Here is a 26,508-nt window from a genome sequence, read left to right as displayed (position 1 = left end):
CGCGCGACCCCAATTCTAGGCTATACTCTACCAGAGGAGGGGACGAACCATGGCCTTTAATGCACGCCGAACGCTTACTTACGGCTTGGGCAGTTTATGGATTGTTGATGCCTTGCTCAAGCTGCAACCGGCCATGTACCATGCCTTTCTTATCAGCAATGTCTTGGCCCCCGCCGCAACAGATTCGCAGCCTGCGTGGCTTTACCACATCATGCTCGCAGGAGCTAAGTGGTGGGTTCATCTCGGCATTTTATCCAACATCGTCAACTTTGGTATCGAACTGATCATTGGCATTCTCATTTTATGGGGCCCTGATAGGGTCATGGGCCGTACAGGCCTATGGCTATCGTGTGCTTGGGGAATCGTTCTGTGGGTCTTTGCAGAAGGGCTGGGAGGACTTGTATCGGGCTCCCCTACCATCATTCAAGGATCTCCCGGTTCCATCCCGTTCTATCTTGTAGCGGCCGTCCTTTTATTGGCGCCCAAGACCCTTTGGACAAAAGAAAATCGCAGCCGTCTTGCACGTTGGGGGTTCGGCGGATTTTGGCTGCTCGGGTTATTGTGGCAAGTCTTACCAAGTTCTGGGTTTTGGACAGGTCCTGGACTGGCCGCACAATTTGGCGACGTCACGATGAACGGCCCCGAACCGGCTTGGCTGCAAATGACCATCAACGCGCTCGTCATTAGCGCACAGACTCATCCGGTCTTGGATAATGCCATCTTTAGTCTGATAATGGCACTGATTGCCATCCTCAATTTTTGGAATCCCGAGGCTACGATAACTCACATCGTCGAATTCGCTTGGCTGCTCTTCCTTTGGGCGATTCCCCAAGCTTTTGGAACCCTTTTAACGGGCACCGGCACGGATCCTGGCATGATGTGGCCTTATGCTCTCCTTATCGTCGCCCTTGCCTGGCCTACACAGCCCATGAGCACGACCAAGCCTGTAAGCGTTAACGCCAAAAACGCTCCATAAAGCGTCTAGATGCCCATCGCCCAATCATGCGCGCTGCACTTGTGCGTACCTTGGGAATCATAAACAGTAGCCCAATCACACCGGTGAGCGGTCCGGGCGTAATCATAAACGCCATCGAAATTAACAGTAAAGCTCCTTCTCCCAACCGGTGCACAGGAAATCCCTCAGAGGCCCATTCCCGTTGTACAGTTTCCCACCACTGCTTCCCACTGACCCGGGCTAAATACGCGCCCAATAGCGATGACGCCAAGGTAATCGCAATGGTCCATCCCCATCCCAAGAAATGGGCGATCAGGAACAATAACAGTAATTCTGTTAGGGGAACAATGAAAAAGATTGCCAGCAGCCGTTTGAGCATGAAGTCCTCTCCCCTTCCCCGTCTTTTTACCCTTAGTGTATCACGTTAGGGCGTGGTCACAGGGGGCGGTGGAATAGGGCGTCCGGGGAGACCATTGACGAGCCACCACGCGATAAGGCCTGTGAAAAATGCCGCGACTACGAGGGGGGCATAAGGCCAATGCGTATACAAAATCCCTCCGGGTAAAGGCGCCAAAGCGCCTGCGGTTTCAGTTACCAAGTTAAACAATCCATAGGCTGTCCCCGCTTCTTCACGGCGTACCACCCGCCCTACCGCAACGCCCTGAAGACCACGGGCAGACTCGCCTCCTCCGCGGAAAACACCGGAGATAAAGGCCCACGTCACACTGCCAGGAGCCCACAAAATCGCAAGCCATCCCAGTGTCACCAGACCAAGACCCCAGCCTATGGTGGCCGTGATGCCATGTTTTTCTCCAATCTTTCCCCAAATCGGCCCTCCCACGGTGCCACACAAGATGCCGACACTGCCCAAATAACCAATAGTTTGCAAGGAAAAATGTCCCACAGATTTCCAAAACGGTACCACATAAGGAAATGCCATTCCCTGCACGACCGCTAAGACGGCAGCAAAAATCATCCACTGGAACAAACGGGGGCGGCCTTTAGGGGTCCACCGGGGACGATATGACGCCTTGCGCGCTACCGGAGGATGAGAATGGACAGGAAGCACGGTAAGGGTTGAGACGGTGTAGAGAATGCCACTGATGACAAAGACCGTTTGATATGAATAATGCGAGGCCAGGTAGGCACCAACGGGAGGTGCTATGACCATCCCAGCACCAAAAACGCTCATGACAACATTATATGCGGTTGCAAGATGTTCTCCCGACGCTTCTTCCACAATCACCGCCTGCAAAGCGGGCGTCGAAAACGCGGATCCAAAATATAGCAGCACTCCAGGAATTAACCATTGCCAAGAAGGGGCCCATGCAAATAAAAAGGGCACAGGCACGCCTAAAATCCATCCCCACAATACCAATGTACGGCGGTCAATGCGGTCCGCCAAGTACCCGCCGGGAAATACCACCAGAGCCGTCGCGATGCCTGCAATGGTAGACATAATGCCTACAGCGACGGCGCTTCCTCCTAACTTTTCAATATATAGCGGCCACAATATGCCGTAGAGCCCAAAGCCCATTCCCCATAGTCCCATTGACAGCGTCAGCCACCATAGGTCATGAGTCATTCCCAGTTTTTTTAACATCTCATCCCTCCCGGCTGCGCGGACCTGCTTCTTCATTACGTCTACGCATTGGCACGTGGGACTAGACCTAATTCACTTAAGGCTGATTGCGCTTCATAGGCTCTCCGAAAGCCGATTGCAGCATTTTTATGGGAACTCTCGCCATCCCCTCTGCGGCCCACAACATTTCATCTAAACTCTTAGCCCATCCTGACGAGCGTTGACCGGTCGTGCGGCGCACGGCTCGAAAGGGAGTCGCCACCACGACATCCAAATACTTCAACTCTTGGCGAATGGCCTCATTAAGTGATTCCACAGTACCCGGATCGCCGGGATCCCCTGGGCCTTCCTTTTGTTTTCTTTCTGTGTCATCTGATCGGTGCTGCACATCCTTCCGCTCGTCTTCCATGTGCTCCCTCCTTTAGTGAACGTAGTATGCCCCATCAAGCATGCTGCGCATACAGATAGTCATGACCCAATTCTTCGCAGTTGTTGCCCCCTGGCTGCAGTAAATTCTAGGATTCATAAGCGTTGTAACTGCGCCATCTGTGAGCACGCCTCCGCCACAAGGCTTTGTCGCGGAGGACTTTTCCCGATGAAGAATTTCCCGTGATGAAAAATCCTCAAAACAGAAATCCTAGTGTTGGCTTACGTATTACCCCAGCAACGAGGAGGTCTTGCAAAATGGCTGTAGCGGAAATTAAAATCTGGCCTGTTGGAACATCCGATGCCAGTGTGGCGCCTTATATCCGCGAGTGCTTTCGCATCGCGGAAGACAGTCCTTTAGTGGATGCCGTCTTGACTCCGACGTCCACCGTCCTTGATGGCCCGCTTAGCGCTATTTTGGCCCTTGCCGACCAAATGCATCATGCTCCTTTTACGCTAGGTGCCGATCGCGTCCTCACTACCATTACCATCGACGAACGTCTTGATAAAGAGACAGATATGGAAGACATGGTGGACAGCGTCCTCAATGATGAGGCAGGAGTGGATCTGTAAAAGCTCTAAAGAGGCTGTCCCCATAGGGGCAGCCTTAATTTCAGAGAGTATTGAAAGCTTATAGTGAAAACTTTTGTGAAAGAATTAAAGAGAGTGTTCCTTTCCCGTTGACGGTGCAGCCGGCACTGACGAGCGGCTAACTACCGCCAAGGCAATAAGTCCCGCCACCAACAGCAAGTTGCGAGCGGCAAAGATATACACAACCCACGGCATCATCCCAGGAATAGCGTATCCAATAGGATAGCCCACGCTCGTCAACGCATATGACGCGACCAAAAAGCCATTGCCGCGACGCATGGCCAACAAGGGGGCTAGCCAAATCAGATATTGGGCCGAAAAAACCTTGGTCGTCAGCAGTAATATTCCCAGTGTATACGTCACAGCCGGGACCAATTCAAGGCGGCCACGGTATTGCTGATAAAAGACCGCCAGCCACGCGACGACGCCCGTTACGGTCAAGAATACGCCCACACCATGCGCTAAACCATGGGCTTCGACGTCAATCGATCCAAAGGCATAAAAGAGGTGGGGATGCGCTATCATCGCGGTGACACTCGCCGCCAACGAACCGATTTCGACCGGGCGATCTAACAGGTAACGATACGAGGTGAAGGCCTGATGAGCAGCACCTAGCGCCTGAAAACCAACGACAACAAGCCCAGTCCCGACACTGTAGGCTAAACGGTCCCAGTGCCAGCGCCCTGTCTGACGCCATTCTTGGATGAGGAACACGGGCCAAAATACAGCAGGAAACAGCTTTAATAAAAATCCTATCACCGAAAAGGCCCAAGCCAGACGCCACTTTTGACGCAACGCGTAATCGATCGCCAAAAGCGCCGCCAACGCCGCAAAAATATCATAGCGTTGAGCGAACAGTCCGGTGGTTCCCACCGCTAGATATCCTAGGAGCCGTATCCCCCACACGGGACCGTGATGGCTCATGCCGCGCCATAGCATGACGCCCAAAGCCGCCAACGCCCATATAGCAAACGCGATCCGGTACCCCACGGGCAACAATAATGGCAACAAGAAAATAAGCAAGGACAACGCCGGATATTCGCGTGGCCAATGATGGAACCAAGGATAGGTCATGGCGGCCACCGCATAGCGGTGATATTCTGCCACATCCGCCTCGGGAAAGTGAACACTCAGCCACAGTTCCGTTGCCACAAAGGCCAAATAGGCAATCCACACATGCCTCTTCGTCCACATCTGCGGCATTACATCTCCTCCGGCTGCATCCGCTGAATCGCCTGCCAATCCTCATCCCATGACAGTTTAGAGAACTCAGGACCTACGGGTCCGGTATACTTCCCTGCTCCCGCATAAGCAGAACTGGCGCCATCCACTTGATGAAAGACCAATTGCGCCACCCGAGTTCCTGGGTACAAGTAAACGGGCGTATCAGCAAGATTCGCTAGCTCCAACGTCAAACTACCACGGTACCCTGGAGACACCATCACCGCGGTCGCCACCATGAGTCCCAAACGCCCCCATGAAGATCGTCCGATGACATAGGCCATCAAATCTCTGGGCACCTGAATAAATTCCAAGGTCACACCCAAAACGAGTTGGTTCGGATGTAAAATCATCTTCTCCCCAACTTCGACGCGCGCGCGTTCTTGATAATCGAGAACCCCTGTGCGCATCGCCATAGGGTCAATGGGACCCGCGGCGGACCGTTTCATGAGAATGAAATCGGTGCCTAGGCGGACATCGATAGAAGCGCCTTTAACCTGTGCATCACTGAGCAACGGGGTGACCACTAATCGTTCCTGGATCACGGGATGCTGCATTCGCTCTCTAAGCTGAGCTTCGCCCATTACCATTGTGTCTGCTCTCCTTCCTGGGGACCCGTCACAGCTCTGTGCCAAGCACGTGACAACAAGTGTCCTTCTAACGCTTTGGTCGCCAAGTGCGACGCCATGGAGCGCACCGGTGTCGGAACAAAGTGCAAAGCCAACAGCACCGCCGCAATATCGTGCGGACTGGCTCCCCCCGGATCGTGCGGGACGACGCCATAACACAATTGGTCGTAATAGGCCTGGTAATTCGGAAAATCTCCCCACGCAATCTGAGGCACGGGAACGTCCGCGTGGGTCACAGAGGCGAAAAATTTCTGAACGGGCGCATCCGTTCGGTCCTCGCCAAAACGCGCCACAAAGCTGCGCCATAAGCTCGCACCCACAAGAACACTCATTTGGCCTTCCCACGCCGCCCATATTGCCGCCACACCGACTTTGTCGACAACATCTTGCAAACGCTCTGGGCGATTTTGCGCCCATAATAACCCAAGTCCTAGCATAGCCAAAGGATCATTTCCCAACGGCGCAGGATAGGCCATGAACACAGCGCTTGGAACCTCTGCGATATCCCATGACAACCCTGGCGTGACAAGCCAAGGCATGGCGCCACTGTGGATATAGCGGACCATTGTTCTCGCACACGCAGAGGATGGACGCCCCAAACGCTCAATCCACACAGCACGGCGTTCCTCATCCAAGAACTTCACAGCCTCTTGGATGAGCGAAGGCTGCGCCTCTAGCTGTTCTTTTTCCCAAGTCTTCCAAGCAATTTCATGCCACGTTTCCACATAAGTCCCCCTTCTCCTAGCCTTCCTTCCTGCATCGACACCCAATATTCGCCGCAGATTATGTCACAATGAGGCGTAATGTCGGGAACCATGGCAAACAACCGTGATACGCCAGCATTTGGTTAATCCTGTGCCAATATGCTACCATGAAAGACATACAATCTAGAAAATTGTAGAAAGGACAAACCATGTATCAGTTCGCAGGATTCGCCCCGGATGATTTCAATATTTTTCTCATTCCCGAATTTCATGATCGCATGACCGCTGTCCGTACACATATTCGTCCCAAATTGGCCATGATTGGCGAAGATCTCGCGCCACAGCTCTCAGATCTTCTACATCATCCGATCTTCCCCCATACCGCTTCTCACGCCCGTCGGCGGGTTAACCCGCCCGATGATACGTGGGTATCGTTTTCACGCAACGAGCGCGGTTATAAACGATTTGCCCATTTTGAGGTCGGCATTACTCTAAATTATGTGTTTGTCCGCTTTGTCGTCAAGCGAGAAGGCGAAGACGACAAGCCGCAGCTCATGCAACATCTCCGTAGTCATGGCATAGACGCCTTTCGGTTGTCGGACCCCGCCCCTATTTACTGGTACAAGGATGACCACGGGGTCGATCCCTTTCCGCTATCGGAAATCTCGCCGGCCAAAGTGCAAGAGATCATCCGACATACGGACGTAAAAAGTCATGGCTTCACCGTAGGCGTCACATTCGACCGCACAGATCCCATAGTGGGCACAGCCGAACTGATTACGCGTACTTATAATGTCATCGCTCACTTGGCTCCCCTGTACACCGCAACGGTCCCCGTGGAGGCCCTAAGGCGATGACCTGTGCGCTTGAACATATTCCATCCCAACTGCGTCATACGATTCGGCGTATGGTAACCGAATCGATGACTGCCATCGCCGTGGGCAACCCCACGGCCGTGCCCGTACTGGGCACCCCCATCGTTCTGGGGTGGTTCGAGGTGGCCGCTGCGGAAGCGTTGGCCCCGTTTCTAGACGCCTCGTGCGTCATTGTCGGTGCCCACGTGACGCTAAATCATACCAGTCCCACCCCTGTCGGCTTCGCTGTCGAGATCACCGCTCAGCTGCAAGCACGACATGGCAACAAGTTTACATGGGACATTGTTGCGACCGATAGTCAAGGCGAAGCAGCGCATGGCACGCTCATCTCGGCCGTTATTCCCAAAGAAGCCTTGAACCGCCGCATTCGCCAAAAAGAAGAAGCCAGGTCTTCTTAACTATGCGTGGATGGATGCCGGGCCGTCGAGCGAGGAGCACTCCACGGCAAGGCAGACTCTTCGGCCCGGGTCTCCCAATACCATCCCGGCCACAACCGGGGCTCCACTTGATAATGGTCAAAAAATGTGGCCAGAAGCGCCATCAGGCCCCCGGTCCGCGGGGGATCCTTGGACAAAATCAAGGAGGTGGTACGCGCCAATGGCGGCAATTCGGGTACTTCGATAGCTGTCAAAGTCCCATTGGCGAGATCTTCGGCCACCACGGAATCTGGGACAAAAGCCACTCCCAATCCGACTTTGACCATACTTTTGACTAAGTCATGGCTGTTGAATTCCATTAATACGTGGGGGATAATCCCATGTTGCTCTAGCATCCCATCCATAAACGCGCGGAACCGGGACGGGGTTTGATATGAAATAAAATCCATATGGGCAAGCTCTTCCAAGCTGATCTGAGAGGGTAATTTTCGAGCCCGGTCAGGATTCACAACCAACCGTACCGTATCTTGAAACAAAGGAATGGAGTCGACTTGGGGATGGATAATCGGGACCGTAACCAATCCTACCGCTAGTTCTTGCCGGATAATGCCGTCCAATGTGGTTTGAATATCCCCGATGTGGACCCTAATCCGCAATCTAGGAAAATTGCGCGTAAAAATCGCCAGGACTTTGGGCAAAGAAAACACCGCTACCGTGGACACTGCACCGACATCAATTTCTCCTTGTCCAGGCCGTTCCACCTCTGCTACCGCTTCATACGCCTGTTCCGCCAATGACTGAATTCGCTTGGCGTAATGATAAAGCACTTCTCCCGTCGCAGTGAGGCGCATACGCCGCCCTTGACGAATCAGCAAAGTAGTCTGAAATTCTTCTTCGAGCGCCGCTAATTGTTTGGTCACGGCCGGTTGTGTTAAGGACAGTTGCTCCGCAGCCCGGGTCAAGCTCCCTGCATCGACAATCCGCACAAATGTTTTGAGATGTGATAAGACCACCCCAAGCGCCCCCTCTTGACCTGTTCTCCGGTTGTTATTGTAACTCACCCAAGACTATTCCACTTCGTTATGCCAACAATAAATATTTGTCATTTTCAATCATCTCACACGGGGACTACAGTAAAGATACGCGCAGCACAATGTGCAATAGCGGGCGCCTTACAAGGAGGGATACGGTATGATCGCGTGGAAAATTGGCGGAGATCAAGGAGAAGGCATTGACTCCACCGGAGATATTGTCATTCATGTGGCGAATCGTCTTGGCTACTATGTCTACGGCTATAAATCGTTTTCTTCCCGCATTAAAGGGGGGCATACCCACTACAAGGTGCGCCTTGGGACGCATCCCATTCAAGCCGCTACACGCCATACAGATATTTTAGTGGCGCTCAATCAAGAAACTATTGAGTTAGAAGGATCGGAACTCCAAGGCGGCGTCATTCTTGCAGACAGTGCCTTTTCGCCCGTTCTGCCTCCAGGCATCGATGCGCAACTGTTAGCTTTGCCGATGACCCAAATGGCCAAAGAACTCGGATCTGGCCTCATGCGCAATATGATTGCCGCGGGTGCTTCGGCCGCCTTGATGGGACTAGGCATACAACCCTTTTACGATTATGTGGCCAAACGCTTTGGCACCAAAGGCGCTGAGGTCGTGAAGGCTAATCAAATGGCCTTACAGCGTGGATACCAAGCGTTATCCGAATCGGCTCACACCCTCAAAACAACATGGACGCTTACTCCGCCCATACCCGCAGACCGCTTGGTAATGACAGGAAATGACGCCGTAGCTCTTGGAGCATTAGCTGGCGGATGCCGCCTGATGTGCGGATATCCAATTACCCCCGCCACCGACATCATGGAATCCCTCGTGAAATGGTTCCCCTCCGTGGGCGGAGCCGTCGTACAAATGGAAGATGAATTAGGATCCATTACTGCCGCCATTGGCGCAGGATTTGCAGGAGCCCGAGCGATGACGGCCACCTCGGGCCCAGGTCTCTCGCTTATGCAAGAAGCCATAGGGCTTGCGGCTATGACAGAAACGCCGGTTGTTATTGTGGACACCCAGCGCGGTGGACCCAGTACGGGTATGCCCACCAAACAAGAACAATCTGACCTGCTCGCCATGATTTACGGCGGACACGGGGAAGCGCCACGCATTGTGATCACTCCCTCATCCCTCGAAGAATCCTTTGAAGATGGCTACGAAGCCTTTAACTTAGCCGAGATTTATCAAACCCCCGTCTTTATTGCAACCGATCTTTCACTTGCCCTATGGCAGCAATCTATCGAACGGAGTCACGTCCAGAATCCCGTCCCCATTGAGCGCGGAAAGATTGTCAAAACGTTCGGTAGCAACACGTCTGAGCCCTTTCAACGCTACGCTTTTACCGCCGACAACATCTCTCCTCGGACATTGCCTGGTACCCCAGGCGGCCAATATCTGGCCACGGGCGTGGAACACGCTCCCTCTGGCAAAGTGTCGGAAGCCCCCGAAAATCGCGCGCGCATGATGGATAAACGGTTGCACAAGATCCAAAGCATTCATAGCCGGCGCCAAGGATTTCTCGTGCAAGGCCCTGCAAACGCCGACCTTATGCTGATTGGCATTGGCTCAACAGCAGCCGTTAACCGCGAAGCTGCCCAATTATTGCAGCAATCAGGGATCGCAGCGGCGGTGGGATGGTTCCGCACCATTGCTCCATTCCCGCATGAGCTCTTCGCCTCCGCGACCCAAGGCTCCTTACACATCCTCGTCGTGGAGCAAAATGCGACCGGTCAAATCGCCCAATTGATTCAAATGCAAGGGCTATATGATCAGCGCTTCGCCACCTTGCTGAAGTATGATGGAGTGCCCTTTTTACCGGAAGACGTAGCTCAATACGCCCAACAGCTCATTGCATCCTCCATGGAGGTGACCCATTAACATGGCCACATTACAAGACTTTAAGACGGAAGAGAAATCGTGGTGGTGCCCCGGTTGCGGAGATTTTGGGGTTTTGGCAGCTTTACAGAAAGCCTTGGTCAAAGTTGGCGCCGAACCTGCCACGACAGCCATTATTGCTGGAATTGGGTGTTCGGGAAAGATTGGCAACTACATCAACTCTTATAATATCCATGTGACCCACGGCCGAACGCTGCCCGCGGCTTTAGGCGTTAAGCTGGCCAACCGCGCCCTAAGAGTTTTAGCCGTGGGAGGAGACGGCGATGCCTATGCCATCGGAATGGGGCATTTCATGCATTCGCTTCGGCGCAATGCCGACATCACCTATATCGTCATGGACAATCATGTCTATGGATTGACAAAAGGCCAAACGTCTCCAACCTCTGAGACAGGCTTTCACACCAAAACCTCGCCACAAGGCAGCATTGAAGCGCCCGTTCATCCTCTCATGCTCGCGGTTGCGGGCGGCGCCACCTTTGTGGCTCAAGGCTTCTCGAGTTGGCAACCCCAACTCGCTGACTTGATTGTGCGAGGCATGGAACATCCCGGATTTTCACTCATTAACGTGATTTCACCATGTGTAACCTATAACCGCGTGAATTCCTATGACTGGTATAAAAAGACCCTGGTCAATTTGGATGAAGACCCGACTTACGATCGATCGAGCCGAGCTCGCGCTCTGACCCGCCTTGAGGAAACCGATGAGCTGGTCACCGGGCTGATTTATCAAGAAGCTTCCACGCCTTACGAAGAAAAGATTCCCGGCTTCCTTAAGACGCCCTTGGCTCATCATGACGGACACATTGCTCAAGAGGCGTGGGGCGCCCTCCTTGAACAGTTTGAATAGGACGATATGGGCCATTTGGGTACCTCAAAAGTAACCCTAATGGTCCTGTGTCTTCTCTACCCTAGGCGGCATAATCAAATACAACAAGACGAACAAGCAACGCCGACATAGGGGAGGACACGACCATGAACTTTAACGAATCGCCCCATATTATCACGTGGGAACTCACGCGCGCTTGTCAACTGCACTGCCGCCATTGTCGGGCGCGCGCCATTCCGCGGCGTGATTTTCGCGAATTAACCCTCTCTCAAATTGAAGGAGTGCTGGATGATATTGCCCAAATGCATCCCAAACCCATGGTCATTTTTACGGGCGGAGACCCCTTAGAACGCGAAGACCTGCCCGCCATTATCAAAGCCGCCGTGCGCCGCAACATTCGCACCGCCATCGCGCCAAGCGTCACGCCGCTTTTGACACCGGAAGTGATTCAAACATGGAAGGATTTGGGCGTAAGCGCCGTGTCTTTGAGTTTAGATGGGGCCACCCAAGCCGTGCACGACCGCTTTCGTGGCGTGCTCGGGACTTTTGCACGCAGCATAGAAATAGCCCATGCGATTACAGAGAGTGGCATGGCGTTGCAAATCAACACCTCGGTGTCTCCTTTTACGCTAAATGACATGCCTAAAATGGGTCGATTGGTGCAAATGCTGAAAGCGCGCAGCTGGGAGGTGTTTTTTGTCATTCCCACGGGGCGAGCACGTGCCGCTGAAAGTTTGGATGCTGAAAGCATTGAAAAGGCGTTACATTGGCTCAAAGATTATGCCCAGACCGTTCCTTTTCGCGTCACATCGGTAGGAGCCCCTCAATTTTCTCGCGTCTTAAGGCGGCCTCTTGATTCCGCACCCACGATCCGTGAAGCGCAAGGATTTGCTTTCATTAGTCATTATGGCGACGTGTACCCGTCTGGTTACCTGCCGATTTCTGCGGGCAACTTGAAGCAACAAAGCTTTAGCGAGATTTACCGTCATTCCGAACTCTTTTGCACCTTGCGGGATTCTAGAAACTTCGAAGGACGCTGTGGGATCTGCGACTATCATGATATCTGTGGCGGGTCACGAGCCCGCGCATATGCCGTGACCGGAAACTATTTGGCCCAAGATCCCGGTTGCCCTGAGCCCTCAGACGAAGAACAAGACGCTGTGCTCCCCGTTTAGCCTAAGAGTCTTGTTGGGCCTTTCGGGCGTGTGAGCGCGTGCCTGTGCCTCGCCGTAGTGTGTCATCTTAATATCACCTTAAGTTGAGAATCGGGGACATGACACAAGTCTTGTTCCCGGTTTTTTGGTTGACCCCATTCCTCTGTTAGACTAAGACTAAACTATGTTCAATCATTCGAGGTGACTTGAGTGAAGTCTGTAAACATTCACGAGGCAAAGACTCACCTTTCGCGGCTTCTGGATGAGGTGAGTCGGGGTGAAGCAATAACAATTGCCAAGGCGGGCAAACCCATTGCGCGGCTTGGCCCGGTAACGGCGTCTCGACCAACTCGAACACCTGGCTTTTTACGTGGAAAGATCCGGATTTCCGATGATTTCGACGAACCATTGCCCGTCGATATCCAAAAGAGTTTTGAAGGGTCTGATGATTGATGCTACTGCTCGATACACAGATCTACTTAATGGTATCTCATGGATTCTCCTCGTATTACGCAGGAGATTTCCGATCAGATATTGAACGCCGATGTGGTTTTTGTTAGTGCAGCCTATATCTGGGAAGCTGCCATCAAAGTCGGTCTAAGAAAACTTGATGCCAAGATTTCTGATATTGTCAACGGTATCGAGGCCAGCGGTTTTTCAAAACTGCCTGTAACCGCCGAGGATGCAAGTATGGTCGTGAGCGTACCGCCAATTCATAACGATCCATTTGATCGGCTACTCATTGCCCAAGCCTTAACCGGCCCATTTCGCCTACTCACTACCGACTCGACTGTTGCCCAATACTCTGACGTGGTGAAACTGGTGAGGTAATAGGAAGCTCAAGGTTTCCCGTTCTTTTCCTGTTCTAAAGAGAGAATGATTATCCGTGCTTGAGACGGCGAATTTAGCCCCGCGATACAAACTCCGTTCTTGTTGCCACCGTGAGGTGAAGAAACACCGGTTGACAATATGAGATTCGTACAGATTACGACTAGCGCGCTCGCTAGCATCCCTCTTTCTTTTCTTTATGTATAAACAGCATAGAGAGAATCCTATTGTGACTAAATTTAGCCTCCTGGTCGCACAAGAAGGTTTACGCGGCGGCGGGCGACCCGAACACGGATCGACAGGCCCTTAATCGAGAACTCTAGGACCCCCTGCCAATTCTCTCGGAACATTGAGCGATCTGCCCATCGGGTTCTGGACGTTTGACATTGTGATTCATCGCAACGCCTTCTGGTTGTCTAGAATATCATAAATTTATTTATAGGATATTCTTGTAATGGAATAACCTTCGGTATATACTGCAAGGGAGGTGAGAACATGTTTGGCCATTACTTACGTGTCCAAGAAGTCGCGGTACTGCTTGGTGTTTCGCCCGCCACGGTGCGGTGGTATGCCAAACAATACAGTCTGCCGACCTACCGCATCGGTCAAGGACAAGTTCAACATCGGCGTTTTAAATATGAAGATGTTCAACGCTTGGCGCTTCAATTGGGAAAGGCGTTGCCACCAGAACCTCTGTGGGATGCCAATGGCCCCCTTAGTCCCGCCGATGCGGCCAAATATCTAGGCCTATCGCTCAAATTTCTCGTCGATGGGCACTATCTCATCCCCGGACAAAAATTGACGGCACAGGATTTGCAACAAGTGGAAGCCGTTATTTACCACCTTGATCCGGATGAGTCAATACAATCTACCGAAAAAGGGGAAATTGCGATGATGAACCACGCAGAACAATGTTGCCAAGGACGACACGGGATGCACCACAACATGGGACATGGCGGACACGGCATGCAAGGAGGACGCAGAAATCACCGCGGAGGCATGATGCCCAATCCGTTTTTTGATCCCGAGGATTTACTCAGCCTGAAAAGCATGAAACGACACCTTGAAGCCCAACAGGCTGACATCGCAGACCGCATCAGCGAAATTGAGAAACTCATTGCCAATCATCCAGACAATGAGCAGCAATAACCACATGGGCTGATACCATTCAGCCCTTTTTCTTCGACTAGTACCCCGACAAGAAACGGCTTAGAATGGAGTATTTGCCCTGTGAGTCCCTGAGCGATATGCTACAATGCGGACAAGAAGTACGATAAGGGGGGCCTCCACGTGGCCATGACCATCAATATTCCTGGCATCGGCAAACAAACCTATGAACACGTTGTCTTTGACCTTAATGGTACACTGGCTACCGATGGCCATATCAGCGAAACCTTGGCTATCGCCTTGCAGGAATTGAGCACGCACCTCGAGGTACATATTCTCACCGCCGGCACTCATGGCGGGGTGGACGTCATCGCTGGCATCACCGGGATTACCCCGGTCATGATTCAGACCGGCGAGGATAAAGAGCGCTACGTGCGGCGTTTAAGCCACGTCATCGCCGTCGGCAACGGCGCTGTCGATACGTTTATGCTCAACGCGGCGGACTTGTCTATTTGTGTCCTCGGGGAAGAAGGCGCTTATACCAAAACACTCATGGCGTCCGATATTGTCGTTCAAAGCGGCCAAGACGCGGTGGACTTGCTTCTGAAGCCCAACCGCTTAATCGCCACCTTACGTCTTTAAAACGTGCGCATCGAGGACCAATTTTTGCTCAACAGCGCCGCGATGCTCTCAAGCAGGAACTGGTCCTCCGCTTGAAATCTGTCTAAAATCGGCGCATCCACATCTAACACCGCCACCACGTCATGATTATCTCTAATAGGCACCACAATTTCTGACCGGCTCGCCTTGTCACAGGCAATATGTCCGGGGAACTGATCCACGTCGGGCACCACAATCGTCTTCCCTTGTTGGGCACAAGTGCCCACCACGCCTGACCCCAAGGCAATGCGCGTACACGCAATCTGGCCTTGAAACGGCCCTAGTACTCCCTCTTGCGTGCCAGGGGCAAAGAGATAAAAACCAGCCCAATTAATCCTAGGCAAATATTGTCCAATCAAGGCCGATATGTTCGCTAACGTGGCGATACGGTCAGACTCCCCTTCAATAATAGCCTGCGCAAAAGCAATCACCTCATGAGGAGTTGCTGCGTCGCTCACGTTATCAAATTCCATAGAGCAACCCTCCTTGCCTCGAATCAACGAGTCATTCTAGCATAGGATCGAATGTCTTGGCACCAATCGACGCACATAGCCAACTCCAGTGCAATTTTGTACAATATCTTTATCATGTTGTCAGTTAAGGGAGGGCCTTGGTGGACCGTCTACCTCTTATTGTTCAATCAGACCGCACCTTATTACTTGAAGTCGATAACGCCCTGTTTGAGGAAGCACGCGATAGTTTGGTAGGATTTGCCGAGCTTGTCAAAAGCCCGGAACACGTTCACACCTACCGAGTCAGTTCCTTATCGTTGTGGAATGCCGTCGCCTCTGGGATGACAACGGCCACAATCTTAGACAGACTCACGCGATTTTCGCAATATCCGGTTCCTCAGGAAGTTATCACCTTTATTGAGGACCAAGGACGCCGCTATGGCAAACTCCGTCTGGAAATCTCTCCAGACGGCCACGGCTTGTGGTTGACATCGGACGACTCCCATTTGTTGACGCAGTTGACCCATCAAAAGGCGGTGCAGCCGTATTTAGGCGAAGCCTTGCACCCTGGATACCGCATTGATCCCAGCCACCGGGGCCTCCTAAAGCAAGCCTTGGCCAAAATCGGCTGGCCGGCCGATGACCGCGCGGGCTATTCGCCGGGCCTCCCCTTGACCATCGCCTTACGTGAGCGTGAGCCAAATGGTCAACCATTTACTTTACGCCATTACCAGCAAGACGCTATTCGTGCTTTTTGGGGAGACGGAGGGATTGACCGCGGTAGTGGTGTAGTGGTCCTGCCATGTGGCGCGGGAAAGACGATGGTTGGCATTGGCGCCATGGAGAAGGTCCAGGCCCACACGCTGATTTTGACCACGTCTGTTGCGTCCTTACACCAATGGCGTGACGAATTGCTGCACAAGACCACGCTGACCCCCGAAGAGATTGGCGAATACAGCGCGCGCACCAAGGTGATCCGCCCTGTGACCTTGACTACCTATCAAATTCTTAGCCACCGCCAAAAGGGAGAATTTGTGCACTTTGCGGCCCTTGATGACCATGATTGGGGCTTAATTATCTACGACGAAGTGCATCTACTGCCTGCACCCGTATTTCGTCTGACGGCGAGTTTGCAAGCCCGTCGCCGTTTGGGATTAACCGCTACGTTGATTCGTGAAGACGGCCGCGCTGACGACGTCTTCTCCCTTATTGGCCCCAAACGGTTTGACATGCCGTGGAAAGATCTCGAAGCTCAGGGCTGGATCGCCGAAGCCGCCTGCCGAGAAATCCGCGTACGGTTACCCGAGTCCTGGCGAGAACGCTATGCAATGGCTGAAGACCAAGATCGGGCGCGCATTGCAGCATCCAATCCTGCAAAGGTTGGGGCCTTACATACATTATTGGCAGAACATCAAGACGATCATATTCTCATTATTGGCCAATACCTTGACCAATTGGAGGCTATTCATCAAGAAATTGGCGCCCCTCTCATCACGGGGCAAACGCCTACGGCCGTGCGTGAAGAGCTCTATCAAAAATTTCGGTCAGGTGAAGTGCCGGTGCTCATCGTCTCGAAGGTCGCGAACTTTTCTATCGATTTGCCAGACGCCAACGTGGCCATCCAAGTGTCTGGGGCATTCGGATCGCGCCAAGAAGAGGCACAGCGTCTTGGCCGCATTTTGCGTCCCAAAAAGGACGGAGGTATGGCCACCTTTTATAGCTTAGTCACAGAGGATACCAAGGAGCAAGATTTTGCCCAAAAACGCCAGCTGTTTTTATGTGAGCAAGGCTACCGCTATGACATTGCCCATGCCGATGACACAGGCGCTCCGGCAAAGACAAACCAGGCCCCTGTCATTCCGTTTCCAGGAGGTCTGCGCTCGTGAGTGTGACATCCCTCGTTGGAATTCTTGATCGACTAGACCCACAAACGCTCTATAGATTGTTCGAACACTACCACCTGAGTCAGCAAGATCTTTTTGGTTGGCTGTTAAATCCTGTTCGTGTGGACGACGTTATGCGTACCTTCAGCCCAAACGAATTAGCAGATCTCCGGTATTATCTGCTTCAAGCAGAGCACATGCGCAGTCCTTTAAGCAAATTGGCTCACGGCAGAAACTTGGCGAAGAATTTAGGGGAGACTCTCATCGCCTTTACCTTGCGCGATACCTATGCGCGCGATGTCATTCCCTTTGACTACTTTCCTCTGTTGTTGCCATATGTTTTCGAGTTGCCCAAGACCTTGCGCTCCGCCGAACGCAGCCCCAGAAACGCTCCCACTTACGGATTCGAAGCCTTGTTGCCGTTATTTCACCTGGTCACCGAAGCCCGCCGCGAGCCTTTGCCGCAAACCAATTCGGGCCAGTTGTATCGGCGCACCATCGGGAAAATGAGGAAAGTCCTTCCCCCTTGGATCAGCGCTGAAATGCTAGATAGTGCCGCTACCTTAGCCTATTACTTTCGACTGGTCACACTGTCTGGGGACGGATCATTGGTTGCCACGTCTGAAGCCACGAATTTTTTTTCGCACCCGACCCCACAAATTTTGAGTTTCATTATGCAGTGGGCACTGGATCATCATAATCTGTTTCTTGTGGTGATTACAGCCTTGGCAGCCGTATTAGACCCCGACGAATGGCTCGATACGCAAGCGGTGTTAAAGTGGGGAAAAGCGCTTAAGATCCCAGGAGCCTATGATTCTTATAGCCTCGAATATTCCCTGGCCAGCCTCATTGCCGCCGGGATTTGGGAGAATCACGGCCGCTTCTTAGGGCGATTGACGGATGCTTATTATTACGGAGGATTTCGCCAGCAACTGTTAGCTGAGAAAGAGCGAACCCTGCTGATTGAACCCACGGGCGATGTGTTAGCTCCTCCGGAAACCTCCCCCTACGTTTTATGGACAATCAGCAGCATGGCGCAATTGGTGAAATATGATTTGATGACAGTTTACCACATTGACCGCCCTGCCATTTCCCAAGCCGTTATGCAGCAATGGGATGCCACCACCTATCTCGCTGAGTTAAAGCACATGGCGCGCGTCGATATTCCCACCAACTTGCAGCACAATATCCAAGACTGGTTCAAACAGTTGACGCGTCACCGGCTATTGCATGCTACCCTTTTGCACAGCGAAGATACCAAGGATTCTGTGGCAGCTGAGAAAATTCTGCAGCACTTTGTAATCGCCCGCCTATCGCCGACCGATCTCATTGTCCGGGCGGATAACCGCAAAGCCTTATTCAAAGCGCTCGAACAATCGGGAGTCCCCGTCATCCCCCACATCGAAGAATATGACGACCCAGATGATTTAGCCTATGACGACTTTTTAACCACGCCGTTTGACAGCACCTTGCACCGCGCTTTGGTTCGCGCCTTAAGAGGGCAACAGTGGGTGGTCATTCAACATATTGGCGACAAGAACCCAGTACGCCTATTGCCCATTCATATCACGCTCATGAACGTAGAAGGCGTCCTTGAGAATCGCGATATTGTCACAATCCCCTTGCCGGACATTCAAACCGTAGAGGTTGTTCCCTCATGACGCACCGGTTTTCTAAGCGGCGCATTAAGCCTCGGTTTTTTGTGTTTGTGCTCGCGGTGGTGGGCGTGGCCGGATGGGGTGTGCATATTCTCAGCTTTCGCCCCAGCCGCATCGTAAACGCATCACAGCGTATGCACCAAGGATCCCTAAACCCTCCCCTCATCCAAAGCTGGCCAACCACCCGTCAACTCCAGGCCACAAGCTTTGATCTTCCCCAACCCTTGTGGGGATTTGCTTCGCTTGCTCAAGGCTCCCTTTTAGAGATGGCAGGGGGCCACAATTCTCAAGGGCTGAGCTCATTCTCCGCTACGATTACCCCTCAAGGACTCATCCAAGGCCCTTCGGGCACTTTTGCACGCGGAAGCTTCATGCTGGTTTCGCACGGTCATTTCATTGTCGCAGGCGGCGTTGAACACGCGCAGCCCATCACTGCCGGAGTGGCTGTCGCTAGTGGACACACCGTACCCCATGTGTTGCCTGAAGCGTTAGCCTATGCGGGAACCGCTATAGGGCCCCGCGGATCAACGTGGATAGCGGGAGGGCAAAGCACCCCAAGCCTCTCTCGCCTCATCTGGCGTCTTCACCGGGGACACTTTAGCGTTTGGGGTCATCTGCCACTCGCCGTTGAAAACCCTGCCATAGCCGTATCTCGGCAGTTTCTTGTGGTCGCTGGGGGTCTCACCACTCAAGGGCAGGACAACCCCGACATTTGGATTTTTGCAAGAGACAGCCATCATCTGGTAGCGACTTTGCGGTTGCCATCTGGCCTCGAAAATGCTCGGTTAGTTTGTGTCCGAGGCAATGTGTGGCTCTTAGGTGGTATGCACGGTTCTCGCCCCTTGAGTACCATCTGGTTTATTCATCACCAACACCTCTACCGTTCCTCCGTCACGCTCCCGACGCCGCTATCGGGCTTTGGAACCTTCGTCACCGGGTCAGTCATATGGCTCGTAGGCGGTATGACCCCTCATGGACCTACAAACCACATCGAAGGCTTACGCCTTGTACCCCATCACCAATAAGCTGGTCTTTAGACGGATTCGATCACACACGCAATCCCCTGCCCACCCCCAATGCAAAGTGACGCAAGGCCAAACTGTTGATGACGACGGCGCATCTCCAGGGCTAGCGTGAGAAGCAAGCGTGCGCCGGAAGCGCCGACGGGATGCCCTAACGCAATAGCGCCGCCATTGACGTTGGTTTTGTCTCGGTCAAGCCCTAGTTCTTGTTCGACGGCTAAATACTGGGAAGCAAACGCTTCATTGATTTCGACGAGCCCCACGTCTTCAATATCAAGCCCGGCATTTTCCAGGGCAATACGAGAGGCAGGAACGGGGCCAATGCCCATAATCCGGGGGTCGACCCCCGCAACGCCGTAGCTGACAATCCGAGCCAAAGGGCGCAATCCATGGGCCTGCACAAAATCACCGGTCGCTAAAACCAACATGGCGCTGCCGTCGTTGATACCCGATGCATTGCCGGCCGTGACCGTACCGGGTGTCTTAAAGGCTGGCTTCAGGTGCGCCAACGTTTCGACAGTCGTCCCCGGACGCATGTGCTCATCAAGAGCAAACTCCGTGATTTGTCCTTTGACGCGCACTGGCACGGGAACAATTTCTTCTTGCAAACGCCCCGACACCTGCGCCTGGTAGGCCCTTGCTTGACTCAGCGCCGCATAGGCATCTTGGGCTTCCCGCGTGATGCCATATTGTTCTGCGAGATTTTCAGCCGTCGCTCCCATCCCTAAACCGCACCCCATATCCGTAAGCACATCAAGCAACCCGTCGGTCAACACCGGCGCCCCAGCCTTGACGCCAAACCGACTATTGCGGAGGTGAAAAGGCGCTTGACTCATATTCTCCGTTCCCCCTGCCAGAGCCACCTGCCCTTCTCCAAGCACGAGAGATTGCGCGGCCGATATGGCAGCTTGCAGACCCGACCCGCACAGGCGATTGACCGTCAAAGCCGGGGCGCTCAAAGACATTCCCGCATTAAGCGCGACGTGGCGCGCGGTATATGCCGCATCGGGACTGGAAGGCAGCACGTTGCCAACAATCGCAAAATCCATGTGAGCCGGCTCTAACCCCGCACGCCGGATCGCTTCTTCTGCCGCAATACGTCCAAGTTCTGTCGAATCGATGTCTTTTAGCGTGCCACCGTAGGTTCCAAATGGCGTACGCGCTCCCGCTAATAAATAGATTTCGGTTGACCGAGAAACCAGCATCGCGCACCTCTTCTCTGCCCGCTCACCCCATGTCCGCGGGTTTTCATTTCGTTGAGCCCATGATACCATGAGAATGTCAGCTAGAAAGGACTATCATGGTGAATAGCCAACTTTTCCGAAAAACTATGGGACATTTTGCCACAGGGGTTAGCGTCATTTTGGCCGAATTGACGCCCGATTTGCATGCCATGACGGCGAACTCCTTGACATCGGTGTCATTGGATCCGCCGCTGATTTTGATATCGGTCGATCATAACGCCCGCATGCACACAGCCATGACACTGGGGGCTCCTTTTACCGTAAATATTTTAAAGGCCTCCCAGAGTCAACTGAGTACCCGCTTTGCCAACCCGCACCCTCCGGCTAATCTCTTTGAAAATCTCACGCTAATTCCAGCGCCTCACGGCATTCCCTATCTCGCCGCAGCACTGGCCTATATCGCCTGCCGCGTTGAGGCGATCTACCCTGGGGGCGACCATTCTGTCGTGCTCGGCCGCGTCGAGGACATGGCGGTATTATCGGAGGATCCTCCGCTACTGTTCTATCAAGGCCAGTACCGTACGCTGGAGAGCTTAGCCTCGCCCGGGCCGTTGACCTAGGCGGGCGGGGCTACAGGCAAATCCTCAAGGTCGTTTTCATCCAACACAATGCCCCCCAGCGGCAATACCCCGTTATGACGGGCGATTTGCCGCGCAATCAAGGCGTCAATGACGGGTCGTAACAACTTGGGGCGATACGCCTTATAGCCCAACTTTGCTAGCGCCGCTTTCGGCATGGTAATACGGCAATGCAATAAATCCACCGAGGTATTGGCGATCACGACATCTGGTCGAGACCGGTCTACACTGACCACGACGATATCCATCTTTTATCCTGCCTTTCGTTGCACTTGTCTGTAGAGCTCTTGTATCTGTCCTAAATTATGAGCAAAATCATACCGTTTGGCGACCCAAGCAGGCCCTTGCGCGCCCAACAGACGAATCGCATCCGGATCTTTGACCGCTTGCTGTAGCACTTGCTGCCACAGACCCGGGACTTGGGGATCCACCAACAGGCCATTGACGTGGTCATCAATCACCTCACCCAGTCCCCCGATCCGGTGTGCGATAGCCGTTCGTCCCAAGGCCATCATTTCTAATGGTGCCACCCCAAATGATTCACGCCGTGACGCGTATAAACCCACATCGGCCCATGCCAGTTCTTCTGGCAACCGAGACGCCGGTACGATGCCACGCCATTGCAGACGGTCATCCCAACTTGCGTCGTGCGCCATTTGGCGCAACCTCTGCTCTTGACTGCCTGTACCCAACACCCGTCCCTGCCAAGGGCCCTGGACATGGCGCAGCGCTTCAAAAATGATGTCAATCCCGTACACCGGCTCTAGTGCCTTATTGATAATAAAACGCAGGGGGCCAGTATTGGGCGCTTGAGGTCGAAATCGATTTAAGTCAATGCCAAACGGGATAATGGCAATAGGTTTCGCGGTATATTGTTGGGTCACCTTTTGAAGATATTGGCTAGAAACCGTAATCGCATCGGCTCTTTGCAAAATCCATTGGACAAGACTTCGGGTGAGCCGCCCACGACTGTGCGGAAAGCACTCAATATCGGCCCCCCATACAGACACGACCAGCGGGACGAGGTGCGCTGCAGCGCCTAAAAGCCCGTAATGGGAAAGATAGTGGGCATGCACCACATCAGGATGGAAAGCCATGACTTGCTTGCGAATTTGCCACACCGCCGCCGGCGTATCTAACCGCCCGCGGCGCGGAGGCGGCAAACGTCGAATGTCTCCAACCGGACCCGGACGCTGTGACCAAGTCACCACACGATGCCCCTGCTCTTGGAGTCCTTGAATCCAGCGCTGGGTATGCACACTACCGGCATCCGCTAACAACGCAATTCGCATTTAGCGCTCATCCTGCAACTGGTGCATCATATGGTCTAAGGCATATTGTCCCGATCGTCGAGCCCGCTCTACCGCAACAATTGCTTGCACCTGAGCGATGCAGACGCTTAAATCCGTATTTTGCACAATATAGTCATAGCTCTTCGCATGGCGCAACTGCTCCACCGCATTATCCATCCGCGCTCCAAGGTTCGAGACAGCCGACCGTGCCACAATCCGATTTTTAAGTTCGTCCAAACTGGGTGGTAACAGAAATATCGACACAACACGGCGGTGCCGTTCCTGATATTTGAGCCGACCTTTGTAATCAAGCTCAATAATTCCGTCATGGCCTTCCACAAACAGTTCGCGCGGCGACCCATAAAAATGATCGCGATAGACGTTTTCGTATTCAAAAATCTTCCCTTGTGCAATCAACTCCTGAAACTGTTCCGTCGTCACAAAACGGTAATCAAATCCATCCACTTCCCCGTCTCGTGGCGCACGCGTCGTATACGTCACCACCTTACGCAAGGAGGGATCGTCTGCTAGCAGCGCTTGCATCACCGACCCCTTGCCCGCACCTGAAGGGCCGGTAAAAATAAATAATATCGGTTCCACCATATCCTCCATTATGAGCCTCCTGCTCGGCGCTCTTTAATCACGAGATTTCTTGAGGCTGATGCGTCTTAGGCAGCCACCACTCTAATGCAATAGCGAGCACACTCACCAACAATAAAGCCCAAAAAATTTGGTGAATGCCCCCATATAAGCCTTGACGCACGTAGAACACCGCCGATTGCGGCATATTGAGATGTGTCTGAGTTCCTGACGTTAAAGCCGCCACATTTAAACCAGGCGGTAATATGTGCGCAATCGCCCTAGGAGCCCGACGCAACCACCCCAGCAAAAAGGCGTTAACCAGCGTGCCAAAAATCGCAACACCGACCGTAGACCCTAGAGTCCTGGTAAACATATTGCTCCCCGTCACCACGCCGCGTTGATTCCATGCCACCATCGACTGCACGCCGACCAATAGTGATGTGGAGTTGAGTCCAAGCCCTGCGCCCATCAGCAACGATGCCAGCGCCACCTGCCATGGGGCGGAATGCAGGGTAAGAACTAAAAAGCCCAAGCTGGCTAAGATCATGACACTCGAACCAATGAGCGCTGTCCCCCGAAACCCAATGCGCAAATACAACTTTCCGGATAAGGCAGAAGCCACAGGCCAACCAATGGACATTGCCGCCAAGGCAAACCCCGCGACTAATGGTGTACTGCCCAGCCCACTTTGCACGAAAATAGGCAAATAGGAGCTAAGCCCCATTGATACCACACCCACGACCAAGCTACCGGCATTGGCTAAGGCAATAAAGCGGTGGCGAAAAACCCAGATCGGCAATATCGGCTCTGAGGTTCGCCCTTCGTGGCCGTAGAATATGCCCAAAGACACAATACTCACGGCAAAGACCATGATACTTGGCCAGGACAGCCACGGCCACCCCACACCGCCTTCTAAAAGGCCTAAGACCAATGCCCCGGTGCCAATCAAGAGCAGACTCGCTCCCAAAGCATCAATGCGGTGCGCATGCGGCGCAAGCCGTTCGTGAAGATAGCGCCCAATCATGAACAGCGCGGCAAGGCCTATGGGCACATTAATATAGAAAATCCAGTGCCACGACGCGTACTCAACCAAAAATCCGCCAATGGCTGGCCCTACCACCGCCGATATGCCCCATACACTGGACAGGTACCCTTGCATTTTAGCCCGTTCTTGAAGCCCAAACAAATCACCCACGATTGTGGTCGAAATCGGGATAATCGCCGCGGCGCCAATACCCTGAATGCCCCGAAACACAATAAGCTCAATCATACTGCCCGACAATCCAGACAACGCAGAACCCAATAAGAAAATGGCGCTGCCGACCATTAGCATGGGTTTTCGGCCAAACAGGTCGGCCAGCTTCCCATAAATGGGCACCATCACCGCTTGCACTAATAAATAAATAGAAAAAACCCAAGGGAACAACGAAAATCCCCCTAAGTCATGAACGATCGTCGGAATGGCGGTCGCGACAATGGTTCCATCCATTGCCGCAAGCGCCATGGCCAGCATCAAGCCGACCACAATCAGCCGACGCGACAAAGGGCTTATCGGTTGGTCGACATGTTCTGGTTGAGTTGATCCCACGCATCTACCGCCTCTCGCTCCATTCGGTCGAGCAATTGTCTGACCGTCGGAATATCTGTAATTAAGCCGGTAACCTGCCCGGCCCAGGCAAAGCCCTGGTCCCAATCCCCATTTAGTGCCGCTGCCGCATTTTTCTCTCCCGCTACCCATGGCCACAAGTCTTCGGGTTGGGTCACCTGCTGTTCTTGCGCTAAAATCTTATCAACATAGGGCGATGACAATACCCTCCCCGGCCGTCCAATAGAGCGTTCAATGACGACGGTCTGGTTTTCCGGCGTTTGCACCAGGCGCTGTTTATAGCTGAGGTGGGCTTGACATTCTTGGGTGGCCACAAAACGAGTGCCCATCTCAATCCCTTCAGCGCCTAACGCCATGGCAGCCAATAGCCCACGTCCGTCGCCAATACCGCCTGACGCCACCACAGGCACCTGCACCGATTGCACAACACGCCGCGTAAGGACCATCGTCCCCACGTCGTCCCGTCCTAGATGTCCCCCGCCTTCGGCGCCGACCGCAATAATGATATCAGCCCCTAACCCTTCGGCTTTCTGGGCCGCACGCACACCGGCCGTTAACACCAGAAACAGTGCCCGGGCCTCTTTAATGCGGTGCGCATAAGGAGCCGGATTGCCCCCGGTAAGACTGACAGCTGGCACCTGTTCTTCCAAAGCCACTTCGAGCAATGCGTCGATCGGCTGATGGCCCAATGCAAAATTAACCGCAAAAGGCTTTGCGGTTAAGCGTCTGACGGCCCTAATCTCTTCACGCAAAGCCTGCGGCGTGCCGAGTGTGGCGGCTGTAATTTGACCCATGCCCCCTGCTTCCGAAACAGCGGCCGCCAGAGGCGCACGCGCTAGATAAGCCAGGCCTCCTTGAATGATAGGCCGTTCAATCCCACATAGCGTCGTCAGCCGCGTTTTCATGCCGATAACGCCTGGCGAATCCGTTCTCCCATCTCGGCAAGCTCTGCGGGAGTACTGGGTGTGGCGTGAGCGAAATTCAAGTCGGACATATCCGACGCAGGAATTAAGTGTAGATGCGCATGAGGCACATCAAATCCTGCGACGACCGCTGCAACACGCTCACATCCTGTGACCCGCTTTAGAGCTTGAGCCAGAGGCTTAGCAAAGAGCCAAATATGTTCGAGCAAGGGATCCTCCATATCAAAAAAGTAATCGACTTCTTTCTTCGGTACGATGAGCGTATGTCCTGGGGTCACCGGACGAATGTCCAAAAACGCTAAGAACTCGTCGTTCTCACGAACTTTTACACTCGGCAATTCTCCTGCGATAATTTGTGAGAAAATGGATGGCAATTTC

At 53.2% G+C, this 26,508-nt stretch carries 30 protein-coding genes; 15 read left to right on the top strand and 15 right to left on the bottom strand.

The features are described 5' to 3' along the window. The first annotated feature begins 49 nt into the window (after positions 1–49). Positions 50–976, top strand: a complete 927-nt coding sequence (locus CO251_RS10700) for a hypothetical protein (protein WP_103375796.1) — start codon at positions 50–52, stop codon at positions 974–976. Here CO251_RS10700 and CO251_RS10695 read toward each other — a convergent pair. The 3 genes from CO251_RS10695 to CO251_RS10685 all read right to left on the bottom strand — a co-directional run bounded on the left by CO251_RS10695 (position 954) and on the right by CO251_RS10685 (position 2,946). Beyond that, positions 954–1,334 (bottom strand): FxsA family protein, encoded by a 381-nt coding sequence (locus CO251_RS10695; RefSeq protein WP_103375795.1) that lies wholly within the window; start codon positions 1,332–1,334, stop codon positions 954–956. The two genes, CO251_RS10700 and CO251_RS10695, sit on opposite strands and share 23 nt — an antisense overlap. Positions 1,335–1,379: 45 nt before the next feature. After that, positions 1,380–2,558 carry an MFS transporter gene (locus tag CO251_RS10690; RefSeq protein WP_103375794.1) on the bottom strand — a complete coding sequence of 393 codons (1,179 nt, stop codon included), beginning with the start codon at positions 2,556–2,558 and terminating at the stop codon, positions 1,380–1,382. A gap of 76 nt (positions 2,559–2,634) precedes the next feature. After that, positions 2,635–2,946 carry a hypothetical protein gene (locus tag CO251_RS10685; protein WP_242968552.1) on the bottom strand — a complete coding sequence of 104 codons (312 nt, stop codon included), beginning with the start codon at positions 2,944–2,946 and terminating at the stop codon, positions 2,635–2,637. A gap of 275 nt (positions 2,947–3,221) precedes the next feature. Here CO251_RS10685 and CO251_RS10680 point away from each other — a divergent pair, with 275 nt between their 5' ends. Further along, on the top strand, positions 3,222–3,536 hold the full coding sequence (locus tag CO251_RS10680) for an MTH1187 family thiamine-binding protein (RefSeq protein ID WP_103375793.1): 315 nt from the start codon (positions 3,222–3,224) through the stop codon (positions 3,534–3,536). Between the two features lie 84 nt (positions 3,537–3,620). On the opposite strand, the gene CO251_RS10675 is transcribed toward CO251_RS10680, so the two are convergent. From CO251_RS10675 to CO251_RS10665, 3 genes are read right to left on the bottom strand one after another with little or no spacing between them, the layout of a single operon-like run. Next, positions 3,621–4,757, bottom strand: a complete 1,137-nt coding sequence (locus CO251_RS10675; RefSeq protein ID WP_103375792.1) for a glycosyltransferase 87 family protein — start codon at positions 4,755–4,757, stop codon at positions 3,621–3,623. Then, a complete protein-coding gene (gene dcd, locus CO251_RS10670) occupies positions 4,757–5,365 on the bottom strand; it encodes a dCTP deaminase (RefSeq protein ID WP_103375791.1) in 609 nt (202 codons plus the stop codon). The genes CO251_RS10675 and dcd overlap by 1 nt, the downstream gene beginning before the upstream one ends. After that, positions 5,359–6,129 carry a hypothetical protein gene (locus tag CO251_RS10665; protein WP_103375790.1) on the bottom strand — a complete coding sequence of 257 codons (771 nt, stop codon included), beginning with the start codon at positions 6,127–6,129 and terminating at the stop codon, positions 5,359–5,361. Before CO251_RS10665 ends, dcd begins: the two co-directional genes overlap by 7 nt. 188 nt (positions 6,130–6,317) lie before the next feature. Between CO251_RS10665 and CO251_RS10660 the strand changes: the two genes are divergently transcribed. Both CO251_RS10660 and CO251_RS10655 read left to right on the top strand, forming a co-directional pair. Continuing rightward, positions 6,318–6,965 (top strand): DUF1054 family protein, encoded by a 648-nt coding sequence (locus tag CO251_RS10660; RefSeq protein ID WP_103375789.1) that lies wholly within the window; start codon positions 6,318–6,320, stop codon positions 6,963–6,965. Next, positions 6,962–7,381 (top strand): thioesterase family protein, encoded by a 420-nt coding sequence (locus CO251_RS10655; RefSeq protein ID WP_103375788.1) that lies wholly within the window; start codon positions 6,962–6,964, stop codon positions 7,379–7,381. Before CO251_RS10660 ends, CO251_RS10655 begins: the two co-directional genes overlap by 4 nt. On the opposite strand, the gene CO251_RS10650 is transcribed toward CO251_RS10655, so the two are convergent. Next, positions 7,378–8,373, bottom strand: coding sequence for a LysR family transcriptional regulator (locus CO251_RS10650; protein WP_158246295.1), 996 nt, complete (start codon positions 8,371–8,373; stop codon positions 7,378–7,380). The two genes, CO251_RS10655 and CO251_RS10650, sit on opposite strands and share 4 nt — an antisense overlap. Before the next feature lie 178 nt (positions 8,374–8,551). Here CO251_RS10650 and CO251_RS10645 point away from each other — a divergent pair, with 178 nt between their 5' ends. The 7 genes from CO251_RS10645 (at position 8,552) to CO251_RS10615 (ending at position 14,872) form a co-directional block, all read left to right on the top strand. Beyond that, positions 8,552–10,297 (top strand): 2-oxoacid:acceptor oxidoreductase subunit alpha, encoded by a 1,746-nt coding sequence (locus CO251_RS10645; RefSeq protein WP_103375786.1) that lies wholly within the window; start codon positions 8,552–8,554, stop codon positions 10,295–10,297. A gap of 1 nt (position 10,298) precedes the next feature. After that, complete coding sequence (locus CO251_RS10640) at positions 10,299–11,162, top strand: 2-oxoacid:ferredoxin oxidoreductase subunit beta (RefSeq protein ID WP_103375785.1); 864 nt, start codon at positions 10,299–10,301, stop codon at positions 11,160–11,162. A gap of 125 nt (positions 11,163–11,287) precedes the next feature. Beyond that, positions 11,288–12,316: a radical SAM protein gene (locus CO251_RS10635; protein WP_103375784.1), complete on the top strand. Its 1,029-nt coding sequence runs from the start codon at positions 11,288–11,290 to the stop codon at positions 12,314–12,316. 189 nt (positions 12,317–12,505) lie between these two features. Further along, positions 12,506–12,748, top strand: coding sequence for a type II toxin-antitoxin system Phd/YefM family antitoxin (locus CO251_RS10630; protein WP_103375783.1), 243 nt, complete (start codon positions 12,506–12,508; stop codon positions 12,746–12,748). Between the two features lie 81 nt (positions 12,749–12,829). Next, on the top strand, positions 12,830–13,126 hold the full coding sequence (locus CO251_RS10625; RefSeq protein ID WP_207654675.1) for a type II toxin-antitoxin system VapC family toxin: 297 nt from the start codon (positions 12,830–12,832) through the stop codon (positions 13,124–13,126). Positions 13,127–13,618: 492 nt separating this feature from the next. After that, positions 13,619–14,272, top strand: coding sequence for a helix-turn-helix domain-containing protein (locus CO251_RS10620; protein ID WP_103375782.1), 654 nt, complete (start codon positions 13,619–13,621; stop codon positions 14,270–14,272). A gap of 141 nt (positions 14,273–14,413) precedes the next feature. Then, positions 14,414–14,872 carry an HAD family hydrolase gene (locus CO251_RS10615; RefSeq protein WP_103375781.1) on the top strand — a complete coding sequence of 153 codons (459 nt, stop codon included), beginning with the start codon at positions 14,414–14,416 and terminating at the stop codon, positions 14,870–14,872. Here the strand turns inward: CO251_RS10615 and CO251_RS10610 are convergent. After that, on the bottom strand, positions 14,869–15,363 hold the full coding sequence (locus CO251_RS10610) for a GAF domain-containing protein (protein WP_103375780.1): 495 nt from the start codon (positions 15,361–15,363) through the stop codon (positions 14,869–14,871). The two genes, CO251_RS10615 and CO251_RS10610, sit on opposite strands and share 4 nt — an antisense overlap. A gap of 140 nt (positions 15,364–15,503) precedes the next feature. On the opposite strand from CO251_RS10610, the gene CO251_RS10605 reads away from it, so the two are divergent. From CO251_RS10605 to CO251_RS10595, 3 genes are read left to right on the top strand one after another with little or no spacing between them, the layout of a single operon-like run. Next, positions 15,504–17,228 carry a DNA repair helicase XPB gene (locus CO251_RS10605; protein WP_103375779.1) on the top strand — a complete coding sequence of 575 codons (1,725 nt, stop codon included), beginning with the start codon at positions 15,504–15,506 and terminating at the stop codon, positions 17,226–17,228. After that, positions 17,225–18,886 (top strand): helicase-associated domain-containing protein, encoded by a 1,662-nt coding sequence (locus CO251_RS10600; protein WP_103375778.1) that lies wholly within the window; start codon positions 17,225–17,227, stop codon positions 18,884–18,886. The genes CO251_RS10605 and CO251_RS10600 overlap by 4 nt, the downstream gene beginning before the upstream one ends. After that, the gene (locus CO251_RS10595; RefSeq protein WP_103375777.1) at positions 18,883–19,908 is read left to right on the top strand and encodes a hypothetical protein; all 1,026 of its coding nucleotides are present in this window, start codon (positions 18,883–18,885) and stop codon (positions 19,906–19,908) included. Before CO251_RS10600 ends, CO251_RS10595 begins: the two co-directional genes overlap by 4 nt. An 8-nt stretch (positions 19,909–19,916) precedes the next feature. Here CO251_RS10595 and CO251_RS10590 read toward each other — a convergent pair whose 3' ends face one another. Then, positions 19,917–21,110 carry an acetyl-CoA C-acetyltransferase gene (locus CO251_RS10590; protein WP_103375776.1) on the bottom strand — a complete coding sequence of 398 codons (1,194 nt, stop codon included), beginning with the start codon at positions 21,108–21,110 and terminating at the stop codon, positions 19,917–19,919. Between the two features lie 95 nt (positions 21,111–21,205). Between CO251_RS10590 and CO251_RS10585 the strand changes: the two genes are divergently transcribed. Beyond that, positions 21,206–21,709 (top strand): flavin reductase family protein, encoded by a 504-nt coding sequence (locus CO251_RS10585; RefSeq protein WP_103375775.1) that lies wholly within the window; start codon positions 21,206–21,208, stop codon positions 21,707–21,709. Here CO251_RS10585 and CO251_RS10580 read toward each other — a convergent pair. Genes CO251_RS10580 through CO251_RS10555 form a run of 6 tightly spaced genes read right to left on the bottom strand, consistent with a single transcriptional unit; the run spans position 21,706 to position 26,504 of the window. Then, a complete protein-coding gene (locus CO251_RS10580; protein WP_103375774.1) occupies positions 21,706–21,975 on the bottom strand; it encodes a hypothetical protein in 270 nt (89 codons plus the stop codon). The genes CO251_RS10585 and CO251_RS10580 overlap by 4 nt on opposite strands. A 3-nt stretch (positions 21,976–21,978) precedes the next feature. Beyond that, positions 21,979–23,019, bottom strand: a complete 1,041-nt coding sequence (locus tag CO251_RS10575; protein ID WP_103375773.1) for a glycosyltransferase family 4 protein — start codon at positions 23,017–23,019, stop codon at positions 21,979–21,981. After that, positions 23,020–23,631 carry a guanylate kinase gene (locus CO251_RS10570; RefSeq protein ID WP_242968551.1) on the bottom strand — a complete coding sequence of 204 codons (612 nt, stop codon included), beginning with the start codon at positions 23,629–23,631 and terminating at the stop codon, positions 23,020–23,022. A gap of 28 nt (positions 23,632–23,659) precedes the next feature. Beyond that, a complete protein-coding gene (locus tag CO251_RS10565; protein WP_242968550.1) occupies positions 23,660–25,189 on the bottom strand; it encodes an MDR family MFS transporter in 1,530 nt (509 codons plus the stop codon). Then, a complete protein-coding gene (locus CO251_RS10560) occupies positions 25,150–26,112 on the bottom strand; it encodes a nitronate monooxygenase family protein (protein WP_173677096.1) in 963 nt (320 codons plus the stop codon). The genes CO251_RS10565 and CO251_RS10560 overlap by 40 nt, the downstream gene beginning before the upstream one ends. Continuing rightward, on the bottom strand, positions 26,109–26,504 hold the full coding sequence (locus CO251_RS10555; protein WP_103375771.1) for an HIT family protein: 396 nt from the start codon (positions 26,502–26,504) through the stop codon (positions 26,109–26,111). Before CO251_RS10555 ends, CO251_RS10560 begins: the two co-directional genes overlap by 4 nt. Positions 26,505–26,508: the final 4 nt, after the last annotated feature.

Source organism: Sulfobacillus sp. hq2, from assembly GCF_002903155.1.
GTDB classification, from domain to species: Bacteria; Bacillota; Sulfobacillia; order Sulfobacillales; family Sulfobacillaceae; genus Sulfobacillus; species Sulfobacillus thermotolerans.
The sequence above is the reverse complement of the archived record's forward strand: the minus strand, read 5'-3'. Positions and strand labels throughout refer to the sequence as shown.